Raw genomic sequence first — 20369 nt, forward strand, 5'->3', positions numbered from 1 at the left:
TGACCTGATTTCCAGTCTTCATCCCTGCGCATGAACGTCTCGGCCTCAGGAGTTCTTGGCCTCAGAGGCTCTTAATGCAGGACGTCTCAATCATTTTAGGTCATTTCAACGGATGTTATAAATTCGTTTGGTATTAGTGGCGGTCTGCGCCGCCACCTCCTGCGGCTCTAGCCCCTTTATCCTGGCGATTAGCCGGACGGAATCCAGTACATTTGCCGGCTCATTTCTGCCCTTGCGAGGGGAGAGGAAGGGACTGTCCGTCTCTACCAGCAAATGATCGAGGGAGACATTCCGGGCCAGGATCTGATGATGTCCGGATCGGCAAACGTTTGTGGCCAAAGATATGTAGTATCCCCTATCCTGGGCCTCTTTCATGGTGGGAAGGGTGCCGCTGTAGCAGTGGAAAACGACTTTATCCAGGTGCTTGACCATGTCCAGAGCAGGCTGTTCTGCATCCCGGGAATGGATGACCAAGGGCAGGTTCAGGGACTCGGCTATAGCGATAACCTTTTTGAAGATCTCTGCCTGCCGTTCTCTGCTGGGAGCATCTTTAGTGTGGTAGTAATCCAGGCCTGCTTCGCCTATTCCCACTGCCTGGCTGGCGTTGCTCTCGATCTGATCCAGGATCATCTTGATTTCCGGATCGTTCTTCCCGTCAATTGAGTTCGGGCTGAGGCCCAGGGTGGCAGAGATGAAGTCGTAATTCTTTGCCAGCTCCAGCGACTTGCTGTTGGTGGAGTAGTCCACGCCGGAGTTGATCATCCTGACCACACCGGCCTTCCGGGCGTTCTCCATCACCGCTTCCCGATCTTTATTGAAATGCTTGAAATCCAGATGGCAATGCGAATCGATTGCCTCGACTATTGCCTTCTGTACGTTTCCCTGCATATTCCCTTGGGTAGTTCCCTGCATATATCTCTGCACATCCCCTATCATTGATTTAGCGAGCAGCGGCCTCCTCCAGCAGCATCAATCTGTTGATGGCGCTTACCAGGGCCTCCACCGAGGCCATGACGATATCCTCTCGTGCCGAGCGGGCGCTGACTCTCCTGCCCCGGTCATCCTCCACCCCAATCACCACCTCAGCCAGAGCATCGGCACCGCCGGATATGGCCTCGATCCGGAAGTCGCAGAGGTGTATAGATGTATCGCTATCCAATAGTCCCTGTACGGCATTGACCGCAGCATCCACCGGGCCCACCCCGGTATTGGCCAGGACCTTCTCCTTTCCCCTGACCATGGCCTTAACCGTAGCGGTGGGAGTGATGATGTTCCCGGTCATCACTGAGACCTCCTTGAGCACCACCGCCTGGCTCTCTTTGGCCACATCTCCTATGACCACATCGGCTATGGTCTGAAGATCGATGTTCCCGACCTGCTTGCCCTTGTCGCCCAGCTCCTTGATCCTCTCTAAGATCTCCTGAAGCTGCTCATTAGACGGCCGGTAACCCGCCTCCTCCAGGACCTTGGCCACGGCATGCTTTCCGGTATGCTTGCCCAGGACTATCCTCCTTTTATGGCCCACCATCTCCGGGGTCATTATGCCAGGCTCGAATGTCTTGCTGTTCTCGATAATCCCGTGGCTGTGAATTCCGGACTCATGGGAGAAGGCGTTCTCACCCACAATAGGAGCAGTTATGGGTATCTTCACCTTGGTGAGCCGCTCAATCATCCTGGCGGTCTCCACCAGGTACTCGGTCTTAATGCTGGTCTTGGCGTTGTAGATGGAGTGCAGGCCCATCACCACCTCCGCCAGGTTGGCGTTGCCCGCCCTCTCCCCCAGGCCGTTAACGCAGACCTGGACCTCCCTTGCACCTGCTTCCACTGCAGCCAGGCTGTTGGCCACCGCCAGGCCGAAGTCGTTGTGGCAGTGAACATCCACCACCATATGGACATCGTCGCAGATGTCCTTGACCAGCCGGTAGAATGAGGAGGGGACTGCCACTCCGACCGTATCCGGTATATTTATAATATCGCAGTGCACTTCCTCCACAGCTTTAAATATGCGATGCAGGAACTCAGGCGATGTGCGGGTGGCATCCATGGCCGAGAAGAGGCAGGTCCGTCCGTTATCCTTCACAAGCTCCACCGTCCTCATTGCTCCCTCTACGATCTCATCATGGCTCATCTTGATGGTATGAGCGATCTGAATATCGGAGGTGGGAGAAAAGACATGGACCAGGTCCACATCAGCGTCAAGGCAGGCCTGGGCATCCTTTTTTACTATGCGGGAGAGGCCGCAGACCTGAGCCTGCAGGCCGGATCTGGCGATCTGGCGGACGCTGTCAAACTCGCCCTTTGAGGAGACGGGAAAACCGGCCTCGATAACATTCACTCCGAGTTTGTCAAGCTGCCGGGCGATCTGGATCTTCTCATCCGTGGTGAGAGAGACGCCAGGAGTCTGTTCTCCATCGCGAAGGGTGGTATCAAAAATGCGCACTTTTTCATTAACAAGCGAATGAACGTCGTAGAAGACGATTCCCCACAGAGGTTTCATGTGTCATAGATTGAGCAATGATATCCTGCCCTATAAAACCTTTGCCGGCCAATACACCGGACGACGTAGAGCAGCTTAAGGGAAGGCTAGGTCTCAGATGCTTCTTTTTATGATGAAAAGGATGAAGGAATAAATTGGCCTCTTCGCAATTATGTGGATGAGATCCGGCAGAAATTTTAGCCTCATTTCCTCTCCGTCCCTGTGGTTGGGTCAAAGCATCGCGGTTCACCACAGAGAAAAAGAGGCTATAATCTCCGCTGGGCCCACGCATATAATTCAGCGAAGAGCCAAAAAGAAGAATATGCTATAGCAGGACATTCTTCCAGATTCTCCTACACTTTATAAGAACGACGATCCCATAAAGATGCGCCTCTGCTATAGCCTCCATTGCCACTACCCCTGGTAGCCCAGCATCTTTGCCTTTTCCCGGGCCTCCTGGGCCTCAGGTCCCCGATCGGCCATATCCAGGGCATTGGCCTTGTTCACCCAAGCCTCCACGGAACGGGGATCGATCTGGATGGCCCTGTCAAAGCTCTGGAGGGCACCAGCAACATCCTCATATCCAAGCACCATAGCGATCCCCCGATTGTTCCAGGGCTCCATGTAGCTGGAGTTCAGCTCAACGGCCCTATCATAAGCCTCAATGGCACTGTCATACTGCTCCAGTCTGGCCAGAGCCAGGCCCAGGTTATTCCAGCAGACGGCACAATCAGGGTGCTGCTCCACTGTCCTGTTCAGAACGGCAACCTCTTCGCTATAGTTTCCCAGTTTGTTTAAGGCCAGAGCCTTGTTATACTGAAATCCGATCTCATCGGGATCTATTTCGATAGCCCTATCGAACCACTCTAAGGATTCATTGTACCTTTCCATCTCCACATGGCTGATCGCCAGGCCGTTCCAGGCATCAGAATTCCCCGGTTCCAGCTCAACTGTTCGATTATAGGCCTCAATGGATTCGTTATATCTGCCGGAAAGGCGCAGAGCCATTGCCCTGCCATACCAGGCATCGGCATTGATGGGATCGATCATGGTGGCTCTGTAGAAAGACTCGCTGGATTCAGCTGCTCTTCCCAAGGTGAGCAGAGCCTCGCCCTTCTTGATCCAGGCATTGGCATTGATCGGATTCAACTCGGTGAGATTCTCATAAGCAGCAAGGGCATCACTGTTGTTTCCCTTGCTCATAAGGGCCAGCCCCAGGTTTAGCCATGCTTCCTCACTGCTCTTGTCCAGCTGCGCAGCTCTTCGAAATGAGTCTACAGATTCGTCGTCTCTGTCCAGCTCTGCCAGGACCAGGCCCCGGTTGAGCCAGACGTCAGAGAGATTTCCATCCATTGATGCGGCCATATCCATGGCCTGCAGAGATTCATTGAACAATCCCATATTGGCTAGGCTGATTCCTTTGCTGAGCCAGGACAGGGCAACCTCTGGTTGAATAACGATTGCCTCGTCAAAAGCGGCAATCGACTCATTGTACAGGCCCAAATTGGCTAGGGCCAGTCCTTTGCTGTACCAGGCCATTGCCTGCTGGGGGTCGAGGCGGATGGATTCATTGTAGGCAAAGAGAGCTTCTGAATACCTGTTCAGGCCGACCAAGGCCCTTCCCTTCTTTATCCAGATGGAGGCATTGGTGCTATCCAGCTCAATGGATTTATTATAGCAGTCAAGAGCGATTTCGAAGGTGGAGTTCCTTAAGAATTCGTCCCCCTTTTCCAGCCAGTAATTGGCAGTGTATTCTTCGCTGCATGAGCATACAAAGCACATGGATTGCGTTAAAGCTATCAGAATGAAGATGGTAAAGGCTTTGATATGAGATCCTCCTGTGAATTCGGTCCTCTGAGAATATGGATTCATCCTATTTGAGATCTGCCCTTTCCATCTAAAGTTCTTTTCCCATGGATGTAGTGGTCAGCTTGACATGCTTTACCCCCTTCAAGGCCATCATGCTCTCCGCTGCTTTCCTGACTTCCGGACCATCTCCTCGGAGAACCACGACCTCAAGGCATATGTCCTGGTCCAGATGAACATGCAGGCTGGACTGAATTATGCTGCCGAAATCGTGCTGAATCTCGGTGAGATTGTCCATCAGGCCCCTTTGAGAATGGTCGTAGAGGATGGTGATCACTCCCACCCTCTCCCCTTCCACGTCGCTCATCCATTCGAAGTTGACTATATAATTTCTTATGGCATCTCTAACGCCCTCAGAACGAGAGGAATAGCCCCTATTCATTATTATCTCATCGAACTTATTAAGAAGATTCTCTGGCAATGATATGCCTATTCTCATCAGGTCTTGCTCCATTTTTATCGCAAACGAAATGATGGTATTACTTAGTAATAAGCCTATTGGAATAGAACCTTAAAAAGGTTAATTTATTTCTGCAATAGATCTATTGATATAAAATTTATATGAATATTTAAGAATAATCGTAAGTTTTATATGATAATTATATTTATTAGTAGCAAAAGAGATGAAATATTTATGAGACGCGTTCTGAGCAAGTTGATATCAGCTCCGATTCACAAAATTGGCGCTCCCAGTATTGTGAAGTCTGCCAGCATCTGTGGGATATTCAATTCGGACAGTCTTCTATCTGTGAAGAGGGCCTGATGAGCTTTTGGACCGATCAGTGGAGGAGCTTCATCAGAGAGACCAGTTATCTGCACGATCTTGGAGAGGAGAAGATCTCCAATGATCAATTCTGGAGGGGATACGGGATCTATGACCAGGCTCTCAAGCACTCCGGCTATCCAGGAGAGGTTCTTAACAGGATCATATCCTTTATCAAATCCGGCTCGACCCTCCTGGACATCGGAGCAGGCACGGGAGCCTTTGCCATTCCCCTCTCTCATCTAACCACTGCAACTGTTGCCCTCGATCCCTCGGCATATCATCTGCAGATCTTGACTGGCAAGGCCAGAGAAGAGGGCCTGACAAACATCGCTATAATCGAGAAGGAATGGAAGGATGCGAGGCCGGGAGAGATCAATGAGCTGATCGAGATGAATATCAACTGCCGGAACGGTCGGTTCGATCATCATGAAAATGGATTGCTAGAGAAGATAAGCCGACCTGAAGTTGACTACGCCCTTGCCGCCTACAGCCTCTTCGACGAGGAGATAGAGGGCTTTCTGGCTAGGATGATCAAGATCGCTCGAGAGGGCACTTTTATCGTCTTTCGGGGCAGCCCCCCAGACTCATTGAGCGAATTCGCCTATGGTCCCAGGCCCCAGGCTAACTACCTCTGCCTCTATAACATCCTCAAAGATATGGGACATCAATTCGATGTGATGCTATTCCCCAGAGATTATCATCTTCCTTTAGAGATGGTGCAAAAACAGTATCGTTTCAGCAATAGGAAAGCAGAGGAGATCGCCGATCACCTGCGGTCGGAAGGGCGGCTGCACGAGAGGGAGGACGGATTGTGGGCCTCCTTCTCGAGCAAAGACGCTTTGCTTTATCTTTTAAGATAGAGGATATCAGAAGAATGTCTCTGGCAGGAAAAAGAGAGAAAGCCTTCTGGGGCGGGAACCTCGCGAGGACTGTGCCAGAGGTGGGGCCATTGCAGTGTGATGCTCCTGGTGCCCAAGGTCATCATCAGAGACGAGCATAGGCTATAATCCTGCAGAGCGGTGCCATCCGACGAATCCTGATGGGAGAAGACGCATGGCCGCCTCCAGCAAAAAAGAGGCTCCTCGCTATTTGGCATGAGTGAACTTGAATCGGAAACTCTCTGTATCTTTTTGCCTCTGTGGTGAACCGCTATGCTCTGACCCAACCACAGAGGCGCAGAGGAACAAAAGGCCATATTCCCTGCCTCAACTCACCCCCCATAATTCAGCGAAGAGCCAAAAAAGAAGAGCAGAGTTCGATACCCATGAGCCTTTAAAAGGCATACATCGATTATGGACGTAGATATATGCTCTGCAAGATGCATGCCAGCCTCGCAAAGATGGAGTGTTGGTATCGACTCCGCACTGGTACTCTGCCATCATATTATAAATTGTTTTCGTAATACAAAATTTTAAGATTTCTATTACTATTGCATGAGATAAATGTAAATATTATATATAAAAGCAGCTTCTTGTTTGTGTGTTAATATATAATAAATAAATAGTATAAAATCATATTTTAGAAGAGTTTATATGTTATTAATGTTACTACTTATCTGGTGATTAATACGAGAGCAACATTAGCACTGTTCCTGCTCCTCATTGGAGCAGTGACCATGAACGCCAGCGCCCACGGTGTATGGGCTGAAGTGAAGGACTTGGTAGAGGTCGGCGAGAGCCAGGACGCCTATGTGTTCTACGGACATGCCAATGACCCGGCAGGTTTTGCTCTTCCGGCTATGGAATCCTCCTATCTCATGACCCCTGACGGCCAGAAGATCACGTTGAATACGAACAAAGTCGAAGGGGAATGGGTTCCTGGATACGGCTGGACAGGAGACTTTGGCGTCAGCCCAGTCGTCGCCTACTGGCCGGGCAACTACGTCTATGTCGCACCCCGCGCCCCCTCCTACAGCAACAAAACCCTTCGCCTGACCTACAGCGCCGCTGAGGCCGTCATTAATGCCGGCAACGATAGCTCCGCCAGCTTCAAGTCCGGCCTGCCGATGGAGATATCATCCCAAAAGCCTCTCTATCAGATCAAGAACAAGGAGAACGTAACCTTCACCGTTAAGTATCTGGATCAGCAGGTCAATGCTACTTATTCCGCTTATCCGCAGATGACTGCTACCAAGGTGCAGAAAGGATTCACCAATGATAAGGACTCCTTCGTCATCAACTTCAACCAGACCGGCATGTGGGTTGTCAACTGCTACTATGATGTGATCGGCGATGGCGAGTGGACCGCAACCTACGACTCCAGCAGCAATATATTCAAGACCGGAGACGCAGTGCCATTCAACACCACCAGATACTCCACTATCCTCTCAGTCTGGGTCAGGAAGTAGTCGAGGATAGCCATTCCTTTTTTTAGGTGATCAGCTTGAGATTGCTCGTTTTATTGATATTGCTTTTGACATTGATGGCCGGTAGCATGGCCGCCTCCGGGCATAGGATGTTCGTGGGCCAGAGCCTGACCTTGGGGATTTCTGCGATCTATGACGATGGCGAGCCGGCAGCAGACGCATCGGTTCAGGTCTTCCTTAACGGTGCGCTTTATTCCCAAAATCAGACCGATTCCACTGGATTCTTCCGCATGGCCCTGCCAGGAACGGGAGCTGGAGACTGGATGTTTGTGATATCCGGGGATGGACACGATGAGGTGATCCAATTCAGCATAAAGGAGAGCTAGACAACCTCAGCGGTATGACATGCTGCAATATTTAAATATTTAACACACATTATTACTAATAGAAAAGTATTTAACAAAAGAGGCTGATAAGGATTGGTGAATTCCATGAAGAAGGCTTTGTTTGTGTTACTGCTCCTCATTGGAGCAGCGACCATGAATGCAAGCGGCCACAGTGTGTGGCTGGAATCGCGGGATCAGGCGGATGTAGGAGATAGCGATAGGCTGTATGCTCTCTACGGCCATCTTGATGATGTAACCGGCATAACCTCTCCTGCAATTGAATCTGCCTTTTTGCTGGCTCCAGATGGTCAGAAAACGGACCTGGATATGAATACCGGAGATTGGCTTCCCGGATATGGCTGGATAGGCTATGCTTACAGCGATATGACCTATTCCTCGCCGGGCGACTACCTCTTCGCTATCGCTCGGACTCCATCGGTCTATGATCCCTCCTGGCATGGCAGCGGCCCCAGCAATCCCAGGCTCGGCTATAGCGTTGCCAAAATGGCGATCAATGTAGGGAACGAGAGCAACAAAACCAGCTGGGATACCGGATTAGCATTTGACATAAATCCCGATAAAGCGCCCTATGCAATACATGCGGGAGAGAACGTGACCTTCCTGGCTAAATACAACGGCCAGCCTGTGAACGCCACCTTCTCTGCCTTCCCCAACAATGCCATGGCCCTCACTCAGACCGGATCCACTGGAAGTGACGGCTCATTTATGGTCAATTTCAGCCAGGGAGGATTATGGCAGGTCAGCGCCAGCTATGATATCAACGAGCCCGCAACCTGGACGGCAACAATGGAGAGTGCCGGCCACTACAAGGTTGGTGATATGGTCCCATACAACACAACCAGATACAGCACCTATATGATGGTGTATGTGAGGAAGTGAGCCCTTCGGATTTTTCATTTTTTTTCCCACAAAAAATATGATTTAATTCTAATATGGAAAGGTTTTTTAACACTAAGGCATATCTGTATATGTGATACTATGAGGACGATTGCTTTGTTGATACTGTTGGGATTGATGATATCCTCAGCAGCAGCTCATTCTCTCTATGCTGAGTTTCCCCAAGACACAGGCCCCGACTCCCAGACCGAATTCTGGATCGCTTATGGCCACGGAGGATCTGCTGATTCCCAGATTGAATCGTTGCCTCTGGCCCGCCTGATCTCTCCAGACGGCAGCGAGAGCGAGCTATTTTTTGAGCCCTATCAGGATGGGCTCAAGGGATCTGTTGCTTTCGATGATCCTGGCTGCTATATATTGGACCTGCAGATGGATACAACCTTATTTGATCCCGCCTCGTTTGGAGCAGCGGGCAAAAAGAGCCTGGTGGAGAAGTACGGCCGGGTCCTCATGCCATACCAGTCGGGCGAGGGCTATGACTGGTCCAGCGGAAAAGGCCTGGAGATCGTGCCCGAAGCCGATCCCTATCAGCTCAAATCAGGTGAAGACTTCCGGGCCCGTGTGCTCTACGACGGCAAGCCAGTGCCTGGCAGCTACAGCGCAATCATCACCCGCTCTCCTGAGGATGTCCTGGTGGTCCAGCATGCCCAGGAGAGCGAGATCTCCGGAGAGAGCGAGGACGGCATCATCAGCTTTGCCACTGGAAGAGCGGGATTATGGGTGCTGGCATTTGAGGCCACCATAGATGAAAGTGGAACCTGGACTGCAGTTAAGGACGATCCATCTGAAAACTACAAGAAAGGAGACCAGATCGAGTACGAAGAGGTTGCTCCCACCGCATACCTCACCTTCTGGGTGAACGATTGAGGCGATAGATGGTCCATATATCAGATGGCGTACTGCCCCTGGCCATGCTGGCGGCAGGATTCCTCTTCACTCTTATCTTGCTTGTTTTCTCTATGAGAAACATTCGGATAGAGGAGATTCCCAAGGTCTCATTGATCACTGCAGCGCTGTTCGTGGCCAGCCTGGTCCACTTCCCCATAGGCCCAACATCGGTGCACCTGATCATGAACGGTCTCGCTGGCATACTGCTGGGACGAAGGGCCTTTATCGGCGTTTTTGTGGCCCTTACTCTGCAGGCGGTCTTCTTTCAGCACGGAGGCCTGTCCGTGTTGGGGGTCAATGCATTTAATATAGGCGTTCCAGCTCTGCTCGCCTGGCAGCTATTTGAGAAGAGAAGAGGCCTGGAGTCACCCCATCTGGAGGCGGTCTTCGGAGCTCTGGCCGGGGGGCTGGCAGTGCTGACTTCAGTGCTACTGGTCTCCCTGGAGCTATTGGCTCTGGGTGAGGCATTCAACGAGATATCGCTCCTGGTGATAGGCGCTCACCTGCCGGTGATAATCATAGAGGCCCTGGTTGTGGGAGCAGCAGCAGGATTTCTCCTGAAGGTCAAGCCAGAAATGCTTGCGGATAGCAGCAGTAAGATTATGGAGGTAAATTGATATGAGGTGGATACTAGCTGTGATTATTGCCGCCCTGCTCCTGGCAGGAGCGGCCAGTGCTCACAGGATGTTTGTGGGCCAGCAGATAACCCTGGACCTTTTCGTCTTCTATGACGATGGCAGCCCGGCAGCCAATGCTGAGGTGAAGCTCTATCAGGAGGGAGCTCTTTTTGCCGAAAACGTCACCGATGCAACAGGGAGGTTTACCTTCACTCTTCCGGGAAAAGGAACGGGAGACTGGAGCTATGAGGTCGAGGGAGGAGGACATACTGAGAAGGGATCCATTATCATCAATAATACCCTCGCAAAAAGCAGGTGATGGCATGAAGGCTCGATTAGTCCTGATTCTCCTTCTTTTCCTTTTGACCTTAAATACTTCTTGCGGCCATAGGATGATGATGGGCTATCAGGTAAACGAGATTCAGGTGACCGCCCTATATGACGATGGAACCCCCGCAGGAGGAGTAGAGATCGAGGTTCAAAGCGACGGCAAGACCATAGAAAAAGGGGTGACGGACGATGAGGGTGCCTATGTCCTCCGCCCCAGCAAGGGAACTGGAGATCTCAGGTTTGTGAGCTACTCTGCCGGACATAAGGCAGAGCTGGAGCTTGACCTGGAGCAGAAGGAAGCGGAAGAGCAGATCTCACGGCCACTCCGAGCAGCGGCAGGCCTTGGCTATCTGCTGGGGATCGCAGGATTGTCAATGATCTTCATATCCAGAAAGAGAAGCCAGAAGAAAGCATGAGCATCTTCGACCCGGAAAGGTACTCTGACCTCGATTCTCCCTTGCACCGCTGGGAGACGCGAGCCAAACTCATATCCCTTTTTATGCTGCTCATCTCCATTGTAATTGCGGGAGGGATCGGTCAGGCCCTGGCTGGGCTGATAGTATCGATGCTGTTGGTCCTTATATCTGGGCTTCCTTTGAGTCATGTCCTGAGATTCATGAAGTGGCCTTTCCTATTCCTTCTCCCCTTGCTGGTCATCCTTCCCATCACCGCTGGAGGGGATAACCTGTTTAGCTACCATATTCTGACTGTCAGCCGTCAGGGTCTGCAACTCGGAGTGCTGTTCATGATCAGGGGAATTGCCGCCGCCCTGCTTGCCCTGATTATGGTGGGAACAGCTCCATTCAATGTGAACATCAATGCCCTGAGGAGCCTTGGCATGCCCGGCCCTCTCACTCAGATCTTCCTATTCGCCTATCGCTATATCTTCCTCTTCTACGATGATCTGCAGACCATGAGAAGGTCTCTTGCCTCCAAGGGATTTGAGATGAGGTCATCTGCCAGATCCGCTCGCATCCTTGCGGTGTCTGTGGCAATGCTTCTCATCAGGAGCTATGAACGATCGGAGGATGTCTTCAATGCCATGCTCTCTCGTGGCTACCAGGGAAGATTGCCCTCTGGCCAGAAGATGATGATCAAAGGCGATGATCTGCTCAAGGGCTTTTTGGTCATCGCTGCAGCTCTCATTATACAATACGTCTAATGACTCTCATTTGATCGGCGATATTGGCAGGTATTACGATGAATCAAAAAATGGCCATAGAGGTTGAGAACCTCAGCTACAGCTACTCTGATGGAACGCGTGCCCTGAATCAAGTCAGCTTCTCCCTGGCAGAAGGTGAATCCTTGGCGATTCTCGGGCCCAATGGAGCAGGCAAGTCCACATTGCTGCTTCACTTGAATGGACTATTGAGGGGGCAGGGAAAGGTCAGGATCAGGAATAAAGAGATAGGCGATGAGAGCCTGAGATGGGTTCGAAGCCAGGTGGGAATGGTCTTTCAGGACCCGGATGATCAGCTCTTCATGTCCCGTCTGGAGGAGGATGTGGCCTTCGGTCCGACGAATATGGAATTATCCCAAAAGGAGGTGGACGAGAGAGTGCAGTGGGCACTGAAATGCGTTGGCCTTTCCGACCAGGCGGCAAAGGTGCCTCATCACCTGAGCTTCGGCCAGAGGAAGAGAGCCGCTTTTGCCACCGTCTTGTCCATGAGGCCACCGGTGTTGGTCCTGGATGAGCCCACCTCGAACCTGGATCCCCGTTCCAGGATGGAGATGGTCTCCCTTATCCGAGAGCAGCAGAGGAATGGGACGGCCATTATCACCGCCACCCATGATGTAAACCTTGTACCCCTGCTGGCGGACAGGGTTCTTCTCCTCAATAGGAGCATTGTGGCAGAGGGCAGTGTTCATCAGATCATGAGCAGGAGGGATTTGATGGATGATCTGGGCCTGGAGATGCCCATCCTTGCTGATCTATTCGAGACTCTGCAGGAGGAGGGCCTGTATTCCGGTGCCATTCCCTTTAAAAAAGGTGAGGCCATTGGGACTATAAGAGAGATGCTCCATCGATGAGATAGGCAGCAGACCTCGGATACGATCTTCATGGGCCAGGGCATCCCATCTTACTGGCCCAAAAAACCCCGCCCCGCTCCCCACAAGCACGGCGGCCTGACCGGAGAGCTATGATGAAGTGTGGAGGAGTGGGGCAAATCTGAGCAGGCTTCCATTAGGAATAGGAAACGCAGATACCAAAGCTGGTTGTTACTCAAGGCGTCTTCTCGCTCATCCATGTCCTTATTTTATCAGAATTGATTTGCATCTCCTTTGCCAGAAGCGTCATGTTATTGTATACAACCGAGGATTGACTGAAGATGACTGCCGTCTCATTATGCAATAAATAAGTGCGGTTTTGGCTCTCGATTGCCTGACCAGCGCTTTTTGCAGATGCATTGGCATAATCTCTGGCTTGCTCCATCATAGACTCTGTCCGGCTCGCATTTCCTTCTACCTCCTTAGAGAGTGCCAGCGTCTTTCTGCAAGCCTCATCAGTCATATTGAACAGGCCTCCTGCCCGAACGGCATTTGTGGCAGAGACATCTGCCCAGGATTCTGCTTTTACCAGTTGGGATTGGATATTTTTCTCCGCCTCGTTCATCTCCGCCAACAAGGATTTTGCCTCGCCATATGCCGCTTTTGCTTCATCTCTGGCAGATAAAGACTCATTTCTGGCAGCTACAGACTCGTCTTTGGCTCTAGCAGCCTCATCCATTAAGTTCTTAGCTTGAGTGATCATAATATTAGGGCTCAGGGCCATTGGCTGGGGAATGCTGGGCGCTACGAAACCGGACCTGGTAAACTGGTAGTTCTGGCCGGGCACCCTTGCACCCGCATCGAGATTTATGACCTGGTCTCTGATTCCGCTTCCCAGATAGATGCAATCCGATCCAACAGACGGCCAGGACAGTACGAGGAGCATCAGAATTGATACCGCGATTTTGCTATTCATGCAAGCTATCACTCCAATTTTGCTAGGTTTTTCTTTTTGCCTCTCCTCCTGACGAACCACGCATTGAGGAACCAGACCAGGAGAGGATGGTCTTTGAGGAAGAGTCCGGCCTGGCAACTCTGGCCGGAGCCCAACGACAGATAGACGACGGTAAAGGAGGTCAATGTGCTTTGTCGCTATTCGGTGAGTTAGGATAATACTAGTTAATAAACTTTTTGTTTTTAGTAGCAATAAGAGGGATATTTCGGATTCTGATTGGAATTGATTTCTCTGGATGGCGGTACAGGCCTCTCAAGAAAGAAAGACCAGGGAGAATGGCATAAGCCACCAAAAAAGAGAAAAGGAGGACCAGCAAATAGTCCACTGGATCAAAAGTCGGTTCTCAGGACCACGGTCGCCCTGTAGACAGGACCTACATACGACTTCTCATTGGAGGCCTCACCTCTGGGTGCGTCCCTCACCTCCACCACCCTGGTGTCCATGAGCGTATCGGCAACAACCACCCACTCGCTCAGCTCATCTGTGCTGGACAGATTGAGCATCGCCTTTCCCTCTGCATCGGTCGTGCCTCTTATCTTCGTATCATCGCCAACCTTCTGAGCGATCAGTTCCAGGTCGCTGAAAGGCTGGCCCTGATATAAAACCTGGAACTCGAAGTCGCCATTGCCCACTTCTGTGATATTGGTGAGGGGAATGATCTCCAGGATCTGTCCCACTGGCTTTGAGGCTATGGAGTAATCAGATTCTGGACCGGCAATGAATGATTTGCCATAGGTGTGGAGGGGATAAGACCTCTCGACATACCAGTCCTTGGCCCAGCCGGTCTTGTTGATGGCGTCAAAGTCGATCTCATCTACTATTCCCGCCTCCCAGTATCCAATCGCCGGGGGATTGGTGATGATGTGAGTCCAGGCTCCACCGCCGTTATAGGAGGTTATGACATACAATCCCGGATGCTCAACGTCGAAGCTGAATATGGGCCAGTTGCCCATGGTATCGCTCTTCTCATTGAGGATATGATCGATCACGCCGCCATCCTGTCTGATTACGGTCAGGTTGGTCAATCCCTCCGGCATCTCTGTGGAGGAGGTATTATGACCGGCGGCCACAGGGAGCATGGCTGTATCTCCTAAATTCGCAAAGCCGGATATGGGCCTGACGAAAATCTGATGCGCATCCACCGCTGCCGAGGAAAATAGCATTAGCAGCACAGCTATCAGCAATAGTCTTCTCATATATTGTACACCGATCTGATTTAGCGCTTCACTATACTTAAGCTTTGCTACAAATTCCAAAAAACCTCATCTTAAGTCATATTAAATATCTATATGGTGAACGCCCCCCACCCTAAACACTCATGGGCCTCAGGACTGGAGCCATACGAGGCAAATAAAAAGCAAGATCTATCGACATCTTAATCTTGTTTTCAAGGAAAAGACGGGGGCTTCCCGCTTCGTCCTTCGCAACCCTACAGGTTAAATGGCTCCTCGCTATGTGGTATGGGTGAACATAAATCGGAAAAACTCTATGTCTCCGTGCCTTCTGTGGTGAACCGCTATGCTCTGACTCAACCACAGAGGCGCAGAGGAACAGAGGTTATAATCTCTGCCGGGCCTGATCCACATAATTCAGCGAAGAGCCGGTTAAATAGATTCCCTGAATCCTGTTTAAGATTCTCTTAAATTATCAGGAAAAGCAAACTAAACTACTGCATTAAAAAAAAAAGAGCGATTGCGCTCGCTCTATGCCAATTAAGCTGCGTTCAGCCACCTGTCTATTCCAATGGCCCAAGCAATATCGTTGTCGGAACTGCTCCAATACTCGCTGTTGATCTTCTTCTGGTATTCCTTTAAAGCAGCCTTATTGTCCAGGCCGGCTTGCGGGCCCATGCTGGTCTTGGGTACGCCGAAGATGGATGCCAGATAATCTCCGCCAGCCTCTCCTGCCAAGTAGCCTGTATCTACTATTGTCGGGGTAGTACCCAATGCATCTATCATCACTGTATTGCTAGCTGCCCCATCCATAATGAAGGAGACCTGATAGCTTCCAGGTGCATCAGCATATAGCTGAAGCTGGCTGGTGGGGAAGAGGAGGCAGTTGAAATCATATCTCTGCCCGTTGGGATGGTAGACGACAAAGGTTCCCTGACCTTCCTTGGTAGAGATGGCCAACAGATTCACCAATGAGCCCTGGGGTACAATGGCATATTGTGACCAGCTCGTTGCTCCAGCAATCCATAGGGAATCGCTGACTGCTGCGGGTTGATATGCAGAGTAGTCAACCTTCTGCATCGCTGTGCCTAAATAGACATATGCAGGTGCATTGCTCGTCAGATCAACCTGCACGGGAACTGTGAGCAGAGAGGTTGGCACAGATCCCATAATCGATCCATAGTATTCATTGAATGGGGCTGAGTTATCAAAATTGGCCAATGTGCCGCCTTGTTGGCTGTTTAATGCCACAGCTTCCGCTCCATTAGCTCCAGACATAAATGCAAATAGAATAAATGTCATTAAGGCCGAAGATAGCCAGTCAATTTTCATATTTCATCCTCCAAAGATTGATTACAGCTGGTACAATTAATTCCAAGTATATCTATTTTGCCTAATATTGCCAGGTATTAGAATAGTTAAACCTATGATATTTATATGCTTTTCGCTATTAAATACTTAAATAATTTTTTAATTAACAAATACATTAAAATGCATGGGGCAAATTTTCCGGGAGGGAGCATGAGATGCTCATCAATTGCTGCCGCTGGCAAGATTGATCGGTGCCAGCCCTCCCTTATCATGAAATATCTGCAATTGAAGGGGAATTAGAATGATTTTCTGCAGGACGAGAACGATGGCAAAAGTGATAGCGGGGAGTAGATTTGAACTACTGGTCTACGGGTTATGAGCCCGTCGGGATATCCTGACTACCCTACCCCGCTTCATATGGGACATACTCAGTGATTTATACTTGCTTATAAGGCTTGCGTATAGAAGCCATCGCCATTTGCCTGGATAGGCCCATATGGAGGATCGTCCTGCCCTCACTTCTCTTGAATTGTCCTCACCTACCGATGCCGTTCAGAATAGGCGAGGATAGATTAGGGGCTGGATTTGCTGTCTGCCACTGGTTGGCAATCATCTGCCTGCCGGGATACGTTAATCTGAGACTCGTTTACTTAATGTATCACCTGTTCAATCATCTTTTATGCTGCTGATGGGCGCAGACGAGGCAGGAAAAGGGCCTGTTATTGGTTCCATGTTCGTCGCTGGACTGGTGATCGATGAGGAGAGGTTTTTTGACCTGGCTGTTCTGGGGGTGAAAGACTCCAAGATGCTCTCGCCAGCGAAGAGGGAGGCTCTGGCAAGGAAGATCACCACCATTGCTACCGATCAATACATTCTAGAGGTCAGGGCGGAGGTGATCGACGAACTGCGCCTGGTTATGACCATGAATGATATCATGGTGAGAAGCTTCTCCCAGGTGGTGGGACGACTGCATGCCGATAGGGCGATTCTCGATGCCGCTGATGTTAATGCGGAGAGGTTTGCCCAGGCAGTTCGCAATCATTCAAAAACCAGCATGGATCTGATCGCAGAGCATAAGGCAGACCAGAGGCATCATGTAGTCTCTGCCGCCTCAATTCTGGCCAAGGTACGCAGGGACCGGTCCATGCGGGAGCTGGAGAACGAGATGCACTGCAAGATCGGGAGTGGATATCCTCATGATCGCGATACTATCGCCTTTCTCTCGGAGTGGGTTCGAGAGAATAAAGACCTCCCGCCCTGCGCCAGGCATAGCTGGACAACGGCGCAACGCATCAAAGCTAGTTTTATATAGGCCGCCTGAAATCAAGATGCCTAAGAAGGGATCAAATGGATATAGAGGATACTTTGCTCATGATTCCAGGGCCGGTCAAGGTCGCACCTCGAGTGTTGCGCGCCATGTCCAAGCCCATGATCAGCCATAGAAGCGGCGAGTTCGGAGCCATTTACAGCGAGTGCGCCGAACTGCTCAAGGAGTTCTTCCAGACCAAGAACCAGATCGCGATAATGACCGGCAGCGGAACGCTGGGCATGGATGCGGCCGTAGCAGGCATCATCGGTCATGAGGATAAGATAGTCACCATATCCAATGGCAAGTTCGGCGAGCGATTCACTGAGATCGGCGAGCGATATGGCAAGTGCGTGCCCGTGAAGTTCGACTGGGGCATGCCATTTGATCTGGATAGAGTCGAGGCTGCCCTGGAAGAGGGGGCCAAAGCGGTAGCCATGGTCCATAATGAGACCTCAGTAGGCCTGACCAACCCCGCGAAAGAGGTGGGAAGGCTGGCGAAGAAGTACGATGCGGTGTTCATAGTAGACGGCATATCCTCCATCGGCGGCAATGAGTTCCTCACCGATGAGTGGAACATTGACATCGCCATCACCGGCTCGCAGAAGGCTCTGGCTGTGCCCCCGGGCCTGGCGGTGGTATCCGTCTCCCCCAGGGCAGAGGAGAGGTTCCTTGCCCAGAGCGCAAGCTACTATGCCGACCTGAAGGCCCATCTGAAGAGCGCGAGAAAGAGCCCGGCTCAAACTCCGTTCACCCCAGCAGTGCCACTGTTCTTCGCCATGCAGGAGGCCTTGCATATGGCGGCGGAGGAGGGATTTGCCGCCCGGAGAGAGAGAGCAGCAAAACAGGCGGAATCGGTTCGATCTGCGGCCAAGGCGCTGGGGATAGAGCTCTTCCCCCAGACCAATGAAAACTCTCATTACTCCAATACAGTGACCGCTATGAAGATGCCTGAGGGCGTGAGCGATGACAAGCTGCGCGGCGGCATGAAGAAGAAAGGAGTCATCGTCTCCGGAGGCCAAGAGCAGCTAAAGGGCAAGATCTTCCGCATCGGTACCATGGGAGTCTGCTCTAGCGGCGACCTCTTGAGGACTATTCAGACCCTGGAGCTGATCCTGCTCAAAGAGGGCAATATCCACTCCTGCGGCGTAGGAGTGGAGGCGATGAGCAGAGTGCTGGACAGCTGATTGCTCTGCACTAAAATTTTTTTTGGTCGAAGATCAAGGCCTACCACAAGGATATTAGCCTGCCAATTCGTGCTCTGGCAGATAGAGCTATCACTTCCTGGGCCATTATCAGATATCTTGAAGAGAAAAGCATACTTCTACCATCTGGCAGAGAAAACGGGAAGCATAGCACGAAAGCGATTTCCCGGATCTGGATCCACATGAGCTGCTTGCGGAATCCTGGGTGGCCATTCATTAACAATGCTTGAGAGCAGAGGACCTGAAGCTCATGGCTGAAGAAGGCCAAAGTGATCTGATCTCCCTTCAGAAACCTTCTCCTCTAGGGCAAGGATTGGGGAGATCAGGCAAAATCTATTCAGACCATTTCAAAGCATTTAAATAATGACGCGTGGAAACCATCGATGTACATCAGACAGCATCTCAGCACAACGATGGAGTGCGCTAGCATAAAGATGGAGTGTCCCAGATGAAGATCAAGTACTTGCTCGACGAGGAAGAGATACCCAAAAAGTGGTACAACGTAGCCGCAGATATGCCAACGCCCTTGAAACCGCCTTTGAATCCAGGAACGCTCAAGCCGCTGACTGCCCAGGATATGGAAGCGATCTTTCCCAAAGCGCTTATCCAGCAGGAGATGAGCACTGAGCGCTGGATAGATATCCCAGAGGAGGTACGCGAGATCCTCAAGCTATGGAGGCCCACTCCGCTTTATCGGGCCGCTTCCCTGGAGAAGGCGCTCAAGACCCCTGCAAAGATATACTATAAATATGAGGGTGTGAGCCCCGCCGGTAGCCATAAGCCAAATACCGCTATCCCTCAGGCCTACTACAATATGAAGGAGGGAATAGAGAGGCTGGCGACGGAGACCGGAGCCGGGCAGTGGGGCTCGGCCCTAAGCCTGGCCACCTGTTTATTCGGCCTGCAGTGCACAGTCTATATGGTCAGATCAAGCTTCGATAGCAAGCCCTACCGCAAGAGCGCCATGCGAGTCTGGGGCGCTGAATGCCTATCTAGCCCCTCGGACCGGACGAACTTCGGCCGGCAGATTAGGGAAAAGATGCCTGACACGCCGGGAAGCCTGGGAATAGCCATATCTGAGGCGGTGGAGGATGCAGCAAGCCATGATAACACCAACTATTCATTGGGATCGGTCCTAAACCATGTCCTGCTCCACCAGACCATCGAGGGCCAGGAGCTGAAAAAGCAGTTCGATATGACTGAGGACTATCCCGATGTGATGTTCGGCTGCTGCGGTGGAGGGAGCAACTTCCCAGGAATGGTCTTCCCCTTCATTCCCGATAAACTAAAGGACAAAAAGGACCTGAGAATGGTAGCCTGCGAGCCCACAGCCTGCCCTACCCTTACTGAAGGTCTCTTTGCTTATGACTACGGCGATACCGCAGGCATGGCGCCGGTGATCATGATGTACACCCTGGGCCATGATTTCATTCCACCGGGCATTCACGCAGGCGGCCTGCGCTACCATGGAGATGCACCACTGCTCAGCAATCTGGTGCACGACGGCCTGATCGAGGCCACTGCTCTGCAGCAGACTGAGGTCTTCGAGGCGGCCACCCTCTTCGCCCGCACTGAGGGCATAATCCCCGCCCCAGAATCTGCCCATGCTATCAAGCCGGCCATAGACGAGGCCCTTAACTGCAGGAAGACCGGAGAAGAGAAGGTCATCTTCATCTCCCTGAGCGGCCACGGCCACTTCGATCTGTCATCCTATGATGCCTATAACGATGGCAAGCTGGTGGACTATGTATATCCCGCCGAATTGGTCAAGCAGTCCCTGGCCAAGCTGCCTAAACCCTGATCCAAAGAAGGAAAAAGC

20 protein-coding genes and 1 tRNA gene are annotated in these 20369 nt (G+C 51.3%); 13 read left to right on the forward strand and 8 right to left on the reverse strand.

The genetic code is table 11. The features are described 5' to 3' along the window. Positions 1–105: 105 nt before the first annotated feature. The 4 genes from MCON_RS10540 to nikR form a co-directional block, all read right to left on the reverse strand. Entirely contained in the window at positions 106–888 is a 783-nt protein-coding gene (locus MCON_RS10540) for a TatD family hydrolase (protein ID WP_157863788.1), read from the reverse strand. 52 nt (positions 889–940) lie between these two features. Next, positions 941–2497, reverse strand: a complete 1557-nt coding sequence (locus tag MCON_RS10545) for a 2-isopropylmalate synthase (RefSeq protein WP_013719956.1) — start codon at positions 2495–2497, stop codon at positions 941–943. 393 nt (positions 2498–2890) lie between these two features. Beyond that, the gene (locus tag MCON_RS10550) at positions 2891–4348 is read right to left on the reverse strand and encodes a tetratricopeptide repeat protein (protein WP_013719957.1); all 1458 of its coding nucleotides are present in this window, start codon (positions 4346–4348) and stop codon (positions 2891–2893) included. 25 nt (positions 4349–4373) lie between these two features. Further along, positions 4374–4796, reverse strand: coding sequence for a nickel-responsive transcriptional regulator NikR (nikR, locus tag MCON_RS10555; RefSeq protein WP_048132355.1), 423 nt, complete (start codon positions 4794–4796; stop codon positions 4374–4376). Between the two features lie 308 nt (positions 4797–5104). Between nikR and MCON_RS10560 the strand changes: the two genes are divergently transcribed. The 10 genes from MCON_RS10560 to MCON_RS10605 all read left to right on the forward strand — a co-directional run bounded on the left by MCON_RS10560 (position 5105) and on the right by MCON_RS10605 (position 12583). Then, entirely contained in the window at positions 5105–5968 is an 864-nt protein-coding gene (locus MCON_RS10560; protein ID WP_013719959.1) for a class I SAM-dependent methyltransferase, read from the forward strand. Between the two features lie 698 nt (positions 5969–6666). Further along, positions 6667–7455, forward strand: a complete 789-nt coding sequence (locus MCON_RS10565) for a DUF4198 domain-containing protein (RefSeq protein WP_157863789.1) — start codon at positions 6667–6669, stop codon at positions 7453–7455. 35 nt (positions 7456–7490) lie between these two features. Further along, positions 7491–7799: a hypothetical protein gene (locus MCON_RS10570; RefSeq protein WP_157863790.1), complete on the forward strand. Its 309-nt coding sequence runs from the start codon at positions 7491–7493 to the stop codon at positions 7797–7799. 105 nt (positions 7800–7904) lie between these two features. Beyond that, the gene (locus MCON_RS10575) at positions 7905–8699 is read left to right on the forward strand and encodes a DUF4198 domain-containing protein (RefSeq protein ID WP_157863978.1); all 795 of its coding nucleotides are present in this window, start codon (positions 7905–7907) and stop codon (positions 8697–8699) included. A 99-nt stretch (positions 8700–8798) separates the two neighbouring features. Next, positions 8799–9584: a DUF4198 domain-containing protein gene (locus tag MCON_RS10580; protein ID WP_083804717.1), complete on the forward strand. Its 786-nt coding sequence runs from the start codon at positions 8799–8801 to the stop codon at positions 9582–9584. An 8-nt stretch (positions 9585–9592) separates the two neighbouring features. Then, a complete protein-coding gene (cbiM, locus tag MCON_RS10585; protein WP_013719964.1) occupies positions 9593–10222 on the forward strand; it encodes a cobalt transporter CbiM in 630 nt (209 codons plus the stop codon). Between the two features lies 1 nt (position 10223). Further along, positions 10224–10541, forward strand: a complete 318-nt coding sequence (locus MCON_RS10590) for a hypothetical protein (protein WP_013719965.1) — start codon at positions 10224–10226, stop codon at positions 10539–10541. Positions 10542–10545: 4 nt separating this feature from the next. Beyond that, on the forward strand, positions 10546–10968 hold the full coding sequence (locus tag MCON_RS15315) for a hypothetical protein (RefSeq protein WP_013719966.1): 423 nt from the start codon (positions 10546–10548) through the stop codon (positions 10966–10968). Continuing rightward, on the forward strand, positions 10965–11714 hold the full coding sequence (gene cbiQ / locus MCON_RS10600) for a cobalt ECF transporter T component CbiQ (RefSeq protein WP_013719967.1): 750 nt from the start codon (positions 10965–10967) through the stop codon (positions 11712–11714). Before MCON_RS15315 ends, cbiQ begins: the two co-directional genes overlap by 4 nt. A 38-nt stretch (positions 11715–11752) precedes the next feature. Beyond that, on the forward strand, positions 11753–12583 hold the full coding sequence (locus tag MCON_RS10605; RefSeq protein WP_013719968.1) for an energy-coupling factor ABC transporter ATP-binding protein: 831 nt from the start codon (positions 11753–11755) through the stop codon (positions 12581–12583). A 193-nt stretch (positions 12584–12776) separates the two neighbouring features. Here MCON_RS10605 and MCON_RS10610 read toward each other — a convergent pair whose 3' ends face one another. The 4 genes from MCON_RS10610 to MCON_RS10625 all read right to left on the reverse strand — a co-directional run bounded on the left by MCON_RS10610 (position 12777) and on the right by MCON_RS10625 (position 16452). Further along, on the reverse strand, positions 12777–13517 hold the full coding sequence (locus MCON_RS10610; protein ID WP_013719969.1) for a hypothetical protein: 741 nt from the start codon (positions 13515–13517) through the stop codon (positions 12777–12779). Between the two features lie 368 nt (positions 13518–13885). Next, a complete protein-coding gene (locus tag MCON_RS10615; protein WP_157863791.1) occupies positions 13886–14752 on the reverse strand; it encodes a DUF4198 domain-containing protein in 867 nt (288 codons plus the stop codon). Positions 14753–15268: 516 nt separating this feature from the next. Further along, positions 15269–16006, reverse strand: a complete 738-nt coding sequence (locus tag MCON_RS10620; RefSeq protein WP_162145017.1) for a hypothetical protein — start codon at positions 16004–16006, stop codon at positions 15269–15271. Between the two features lie 371 nt (positions 16007–16377). Further along, positions 16378–16452, reverse strand: a tRNA-Met gene (locus MCON_RS10625). 266 nt (positions 16453–16718) lie between these two features. On the opposite strand from MCON_RS10625, the gene rnhB reads away from it, so the two are divergent. The 3 genes from rnhB to MCON_RS10645 all read left to right on the forward strand — a co-directional run bounded on the left by rnhB (position 16719) and on the right by MCON_RS10645 (position 20351). Continuing rightward, entirely contained in the window at positions 16719–17351 is a 633-nt protein-coding gene (gene rnhB, locus MCON_RS10630) for a ribonuclease HII (RefSeq protein ID WP_013719972.1), read from the forward strand. 35 nt (positions 17352–17386) lie between these two features. Beyond that, positions 17387–18532, forward strand: a complete 1146-nt coding sequence (locus MCON_RS10635) for a pyridoxal-phosphate-dependent aminotransferase family protein (RefSeq protein ID WP_013719973.1) — start codon at positions 17387–17389, stop codon at positions 18530–18532. 466 nt (positions 18533–18998) lie between these two features. Next, positions 18999–20351 (forward strand): TrpB-like pyridoxal phosphate-dependent enzyme, encoded by a 1353-nt coding sequence (locus MCON_RS10645; protein ID WP_013719974.1) that lies wholly within the window; start codon positions 18999–19001, stop codon positions 20349–20351. Positions 20352–20369: the final 18 nt, after the last annotated feature.

The sequence above is a fragment of the Methanothrix soehngenii GP6 genome (assembly GCF_000204415.1).
GTDB lineage: Archaea > Halobacteriota > Methanosarcinia > Methanotrichales > Methanotrichaceae > Methanothrix > Methanothrix soehngenii.

Bases quoted from the DNA above. Each gene is read 5' to 3' on its own strand.
- MCON_RS10540 (WP_157863788.1), bottom strand. From the start codon at position 888: ATGCAGGGAAACGTACAGAAGGCAATAGTCGAGGCAATCGATTCGCAT.
- MCON_RS10545 (WP_013719956.1), bottom strand. From the start codon at position 2,497: ATGAAACCTCTGTGGGGAATCGTCTTCTACGACGTTCATTCGCTTGTT.
- MCON_RS10550 (WP_013719957.1), bottom strand. From the start codon at position 4,348: ATGAATCCATATTCTCAGAGGACCGAATTCACAGGAGGATCTCATATC.
- nikR (WP_048132355.1), bottom strand. From the start codon at position 4,796: ATGGAGCAAGACCTGATGAGAATAGGCATATCATTGCCAGAGAATCTT.
- MCON_RS10560 (WP_013719959.1), top strand. From the start codon at position 5,105: ATGAGCTTTTGGACCGATCAGTGGAGGAGCTTCATCAGAGAGACCAGT.
- MCON_RS10575 (WP_157863978.1), top strand. From the start codon at position 7,905: ATGAAGAAGGCTTTGTTTGTGTTACTGCTCCTCATTGGAGCAGCGACC.
- MCON_RS10580 (WP_083804717.1), top strand. From the start codon at position 8,799: ATGAGGACGATTGCTTTGTTGATACTGTTGGGATTGATGATATCCTCA.
- cbiM (WP_013719964.1), top strand. From the start codon at position 9,593: ATGGTCCATATATCAGATGGCGTACTGCCCCTGGCCATGCTGGCGGCA.
- MCON_RS10590 (WP_013719965.1), top strand. From the start codon at position 10,224: ATGAGGTGGATACTAGCTGTGATTATTGCCGCCCTGCTCCTGGCAGGA.
- MCON_RS15315 (WP_013719966.1), top strand. From the start codon at position 10,546: ATGAAGGCTCGATTAGTCCTGATTCTCCTTCTTTTCCTTTTGACCTTA.
- cbiQ (WP_013719967.1), top strand. From the start codon at position 10,965: ATGAGCATCTTCGACCCGGAAAGGTACTCTGACCTCGATTCTCCCTTG.
- MCON_RS10605 (WP_013719968.1), top strand. From the start codon at position 11,753: ATGAATCAAAAAATGGCCATAGAGGTTGAGAACCTCAGCTACAGCTAC.
- MCON_RS10610 (WP_013719969.1), bottom strand. From the start codon at position 13,517: ATGAATAGCAAAATCGCGGTATCAATTCTGATGCTCCTCGTACTGTCC.
- MCON_RS10615 (WP_157863791.1), bottom strand. From the start codon at position 14,752: ATGAGAAGACTATTGCTGATAGCTGTGCTGCTAATGCTATTTTCCTCG.
- MCON_RS10620 (WP_162145017.1), bottom strand. From the start codon at position 16,006: ATGTCTGGAGCTAATGGAGCGGAAGCTGTGGCATTAAACAGCCAACAA.
- rnhB (WP_013719972.1), top strand. From the start codon at position 16,719: ATGCTGCTGATGGGCGCAGACGAGGCAGGAAAAGGGCCTGTTATTGGT.
- MCON_RS10635 (WP_013719973.1), top strand. From the start codon at position 17,387: ATGGATATAGAGGATACTTTGCTCATGATTCCAGGGCCGGTCAAGGTC.
- MCON_RS10645 (WP_013719974.1), top strand. From the start codon at position 18,999: ATGAAGATCAAGTACTTGCTCGACGAGGAAGAGATACCCAAAAAGTGG.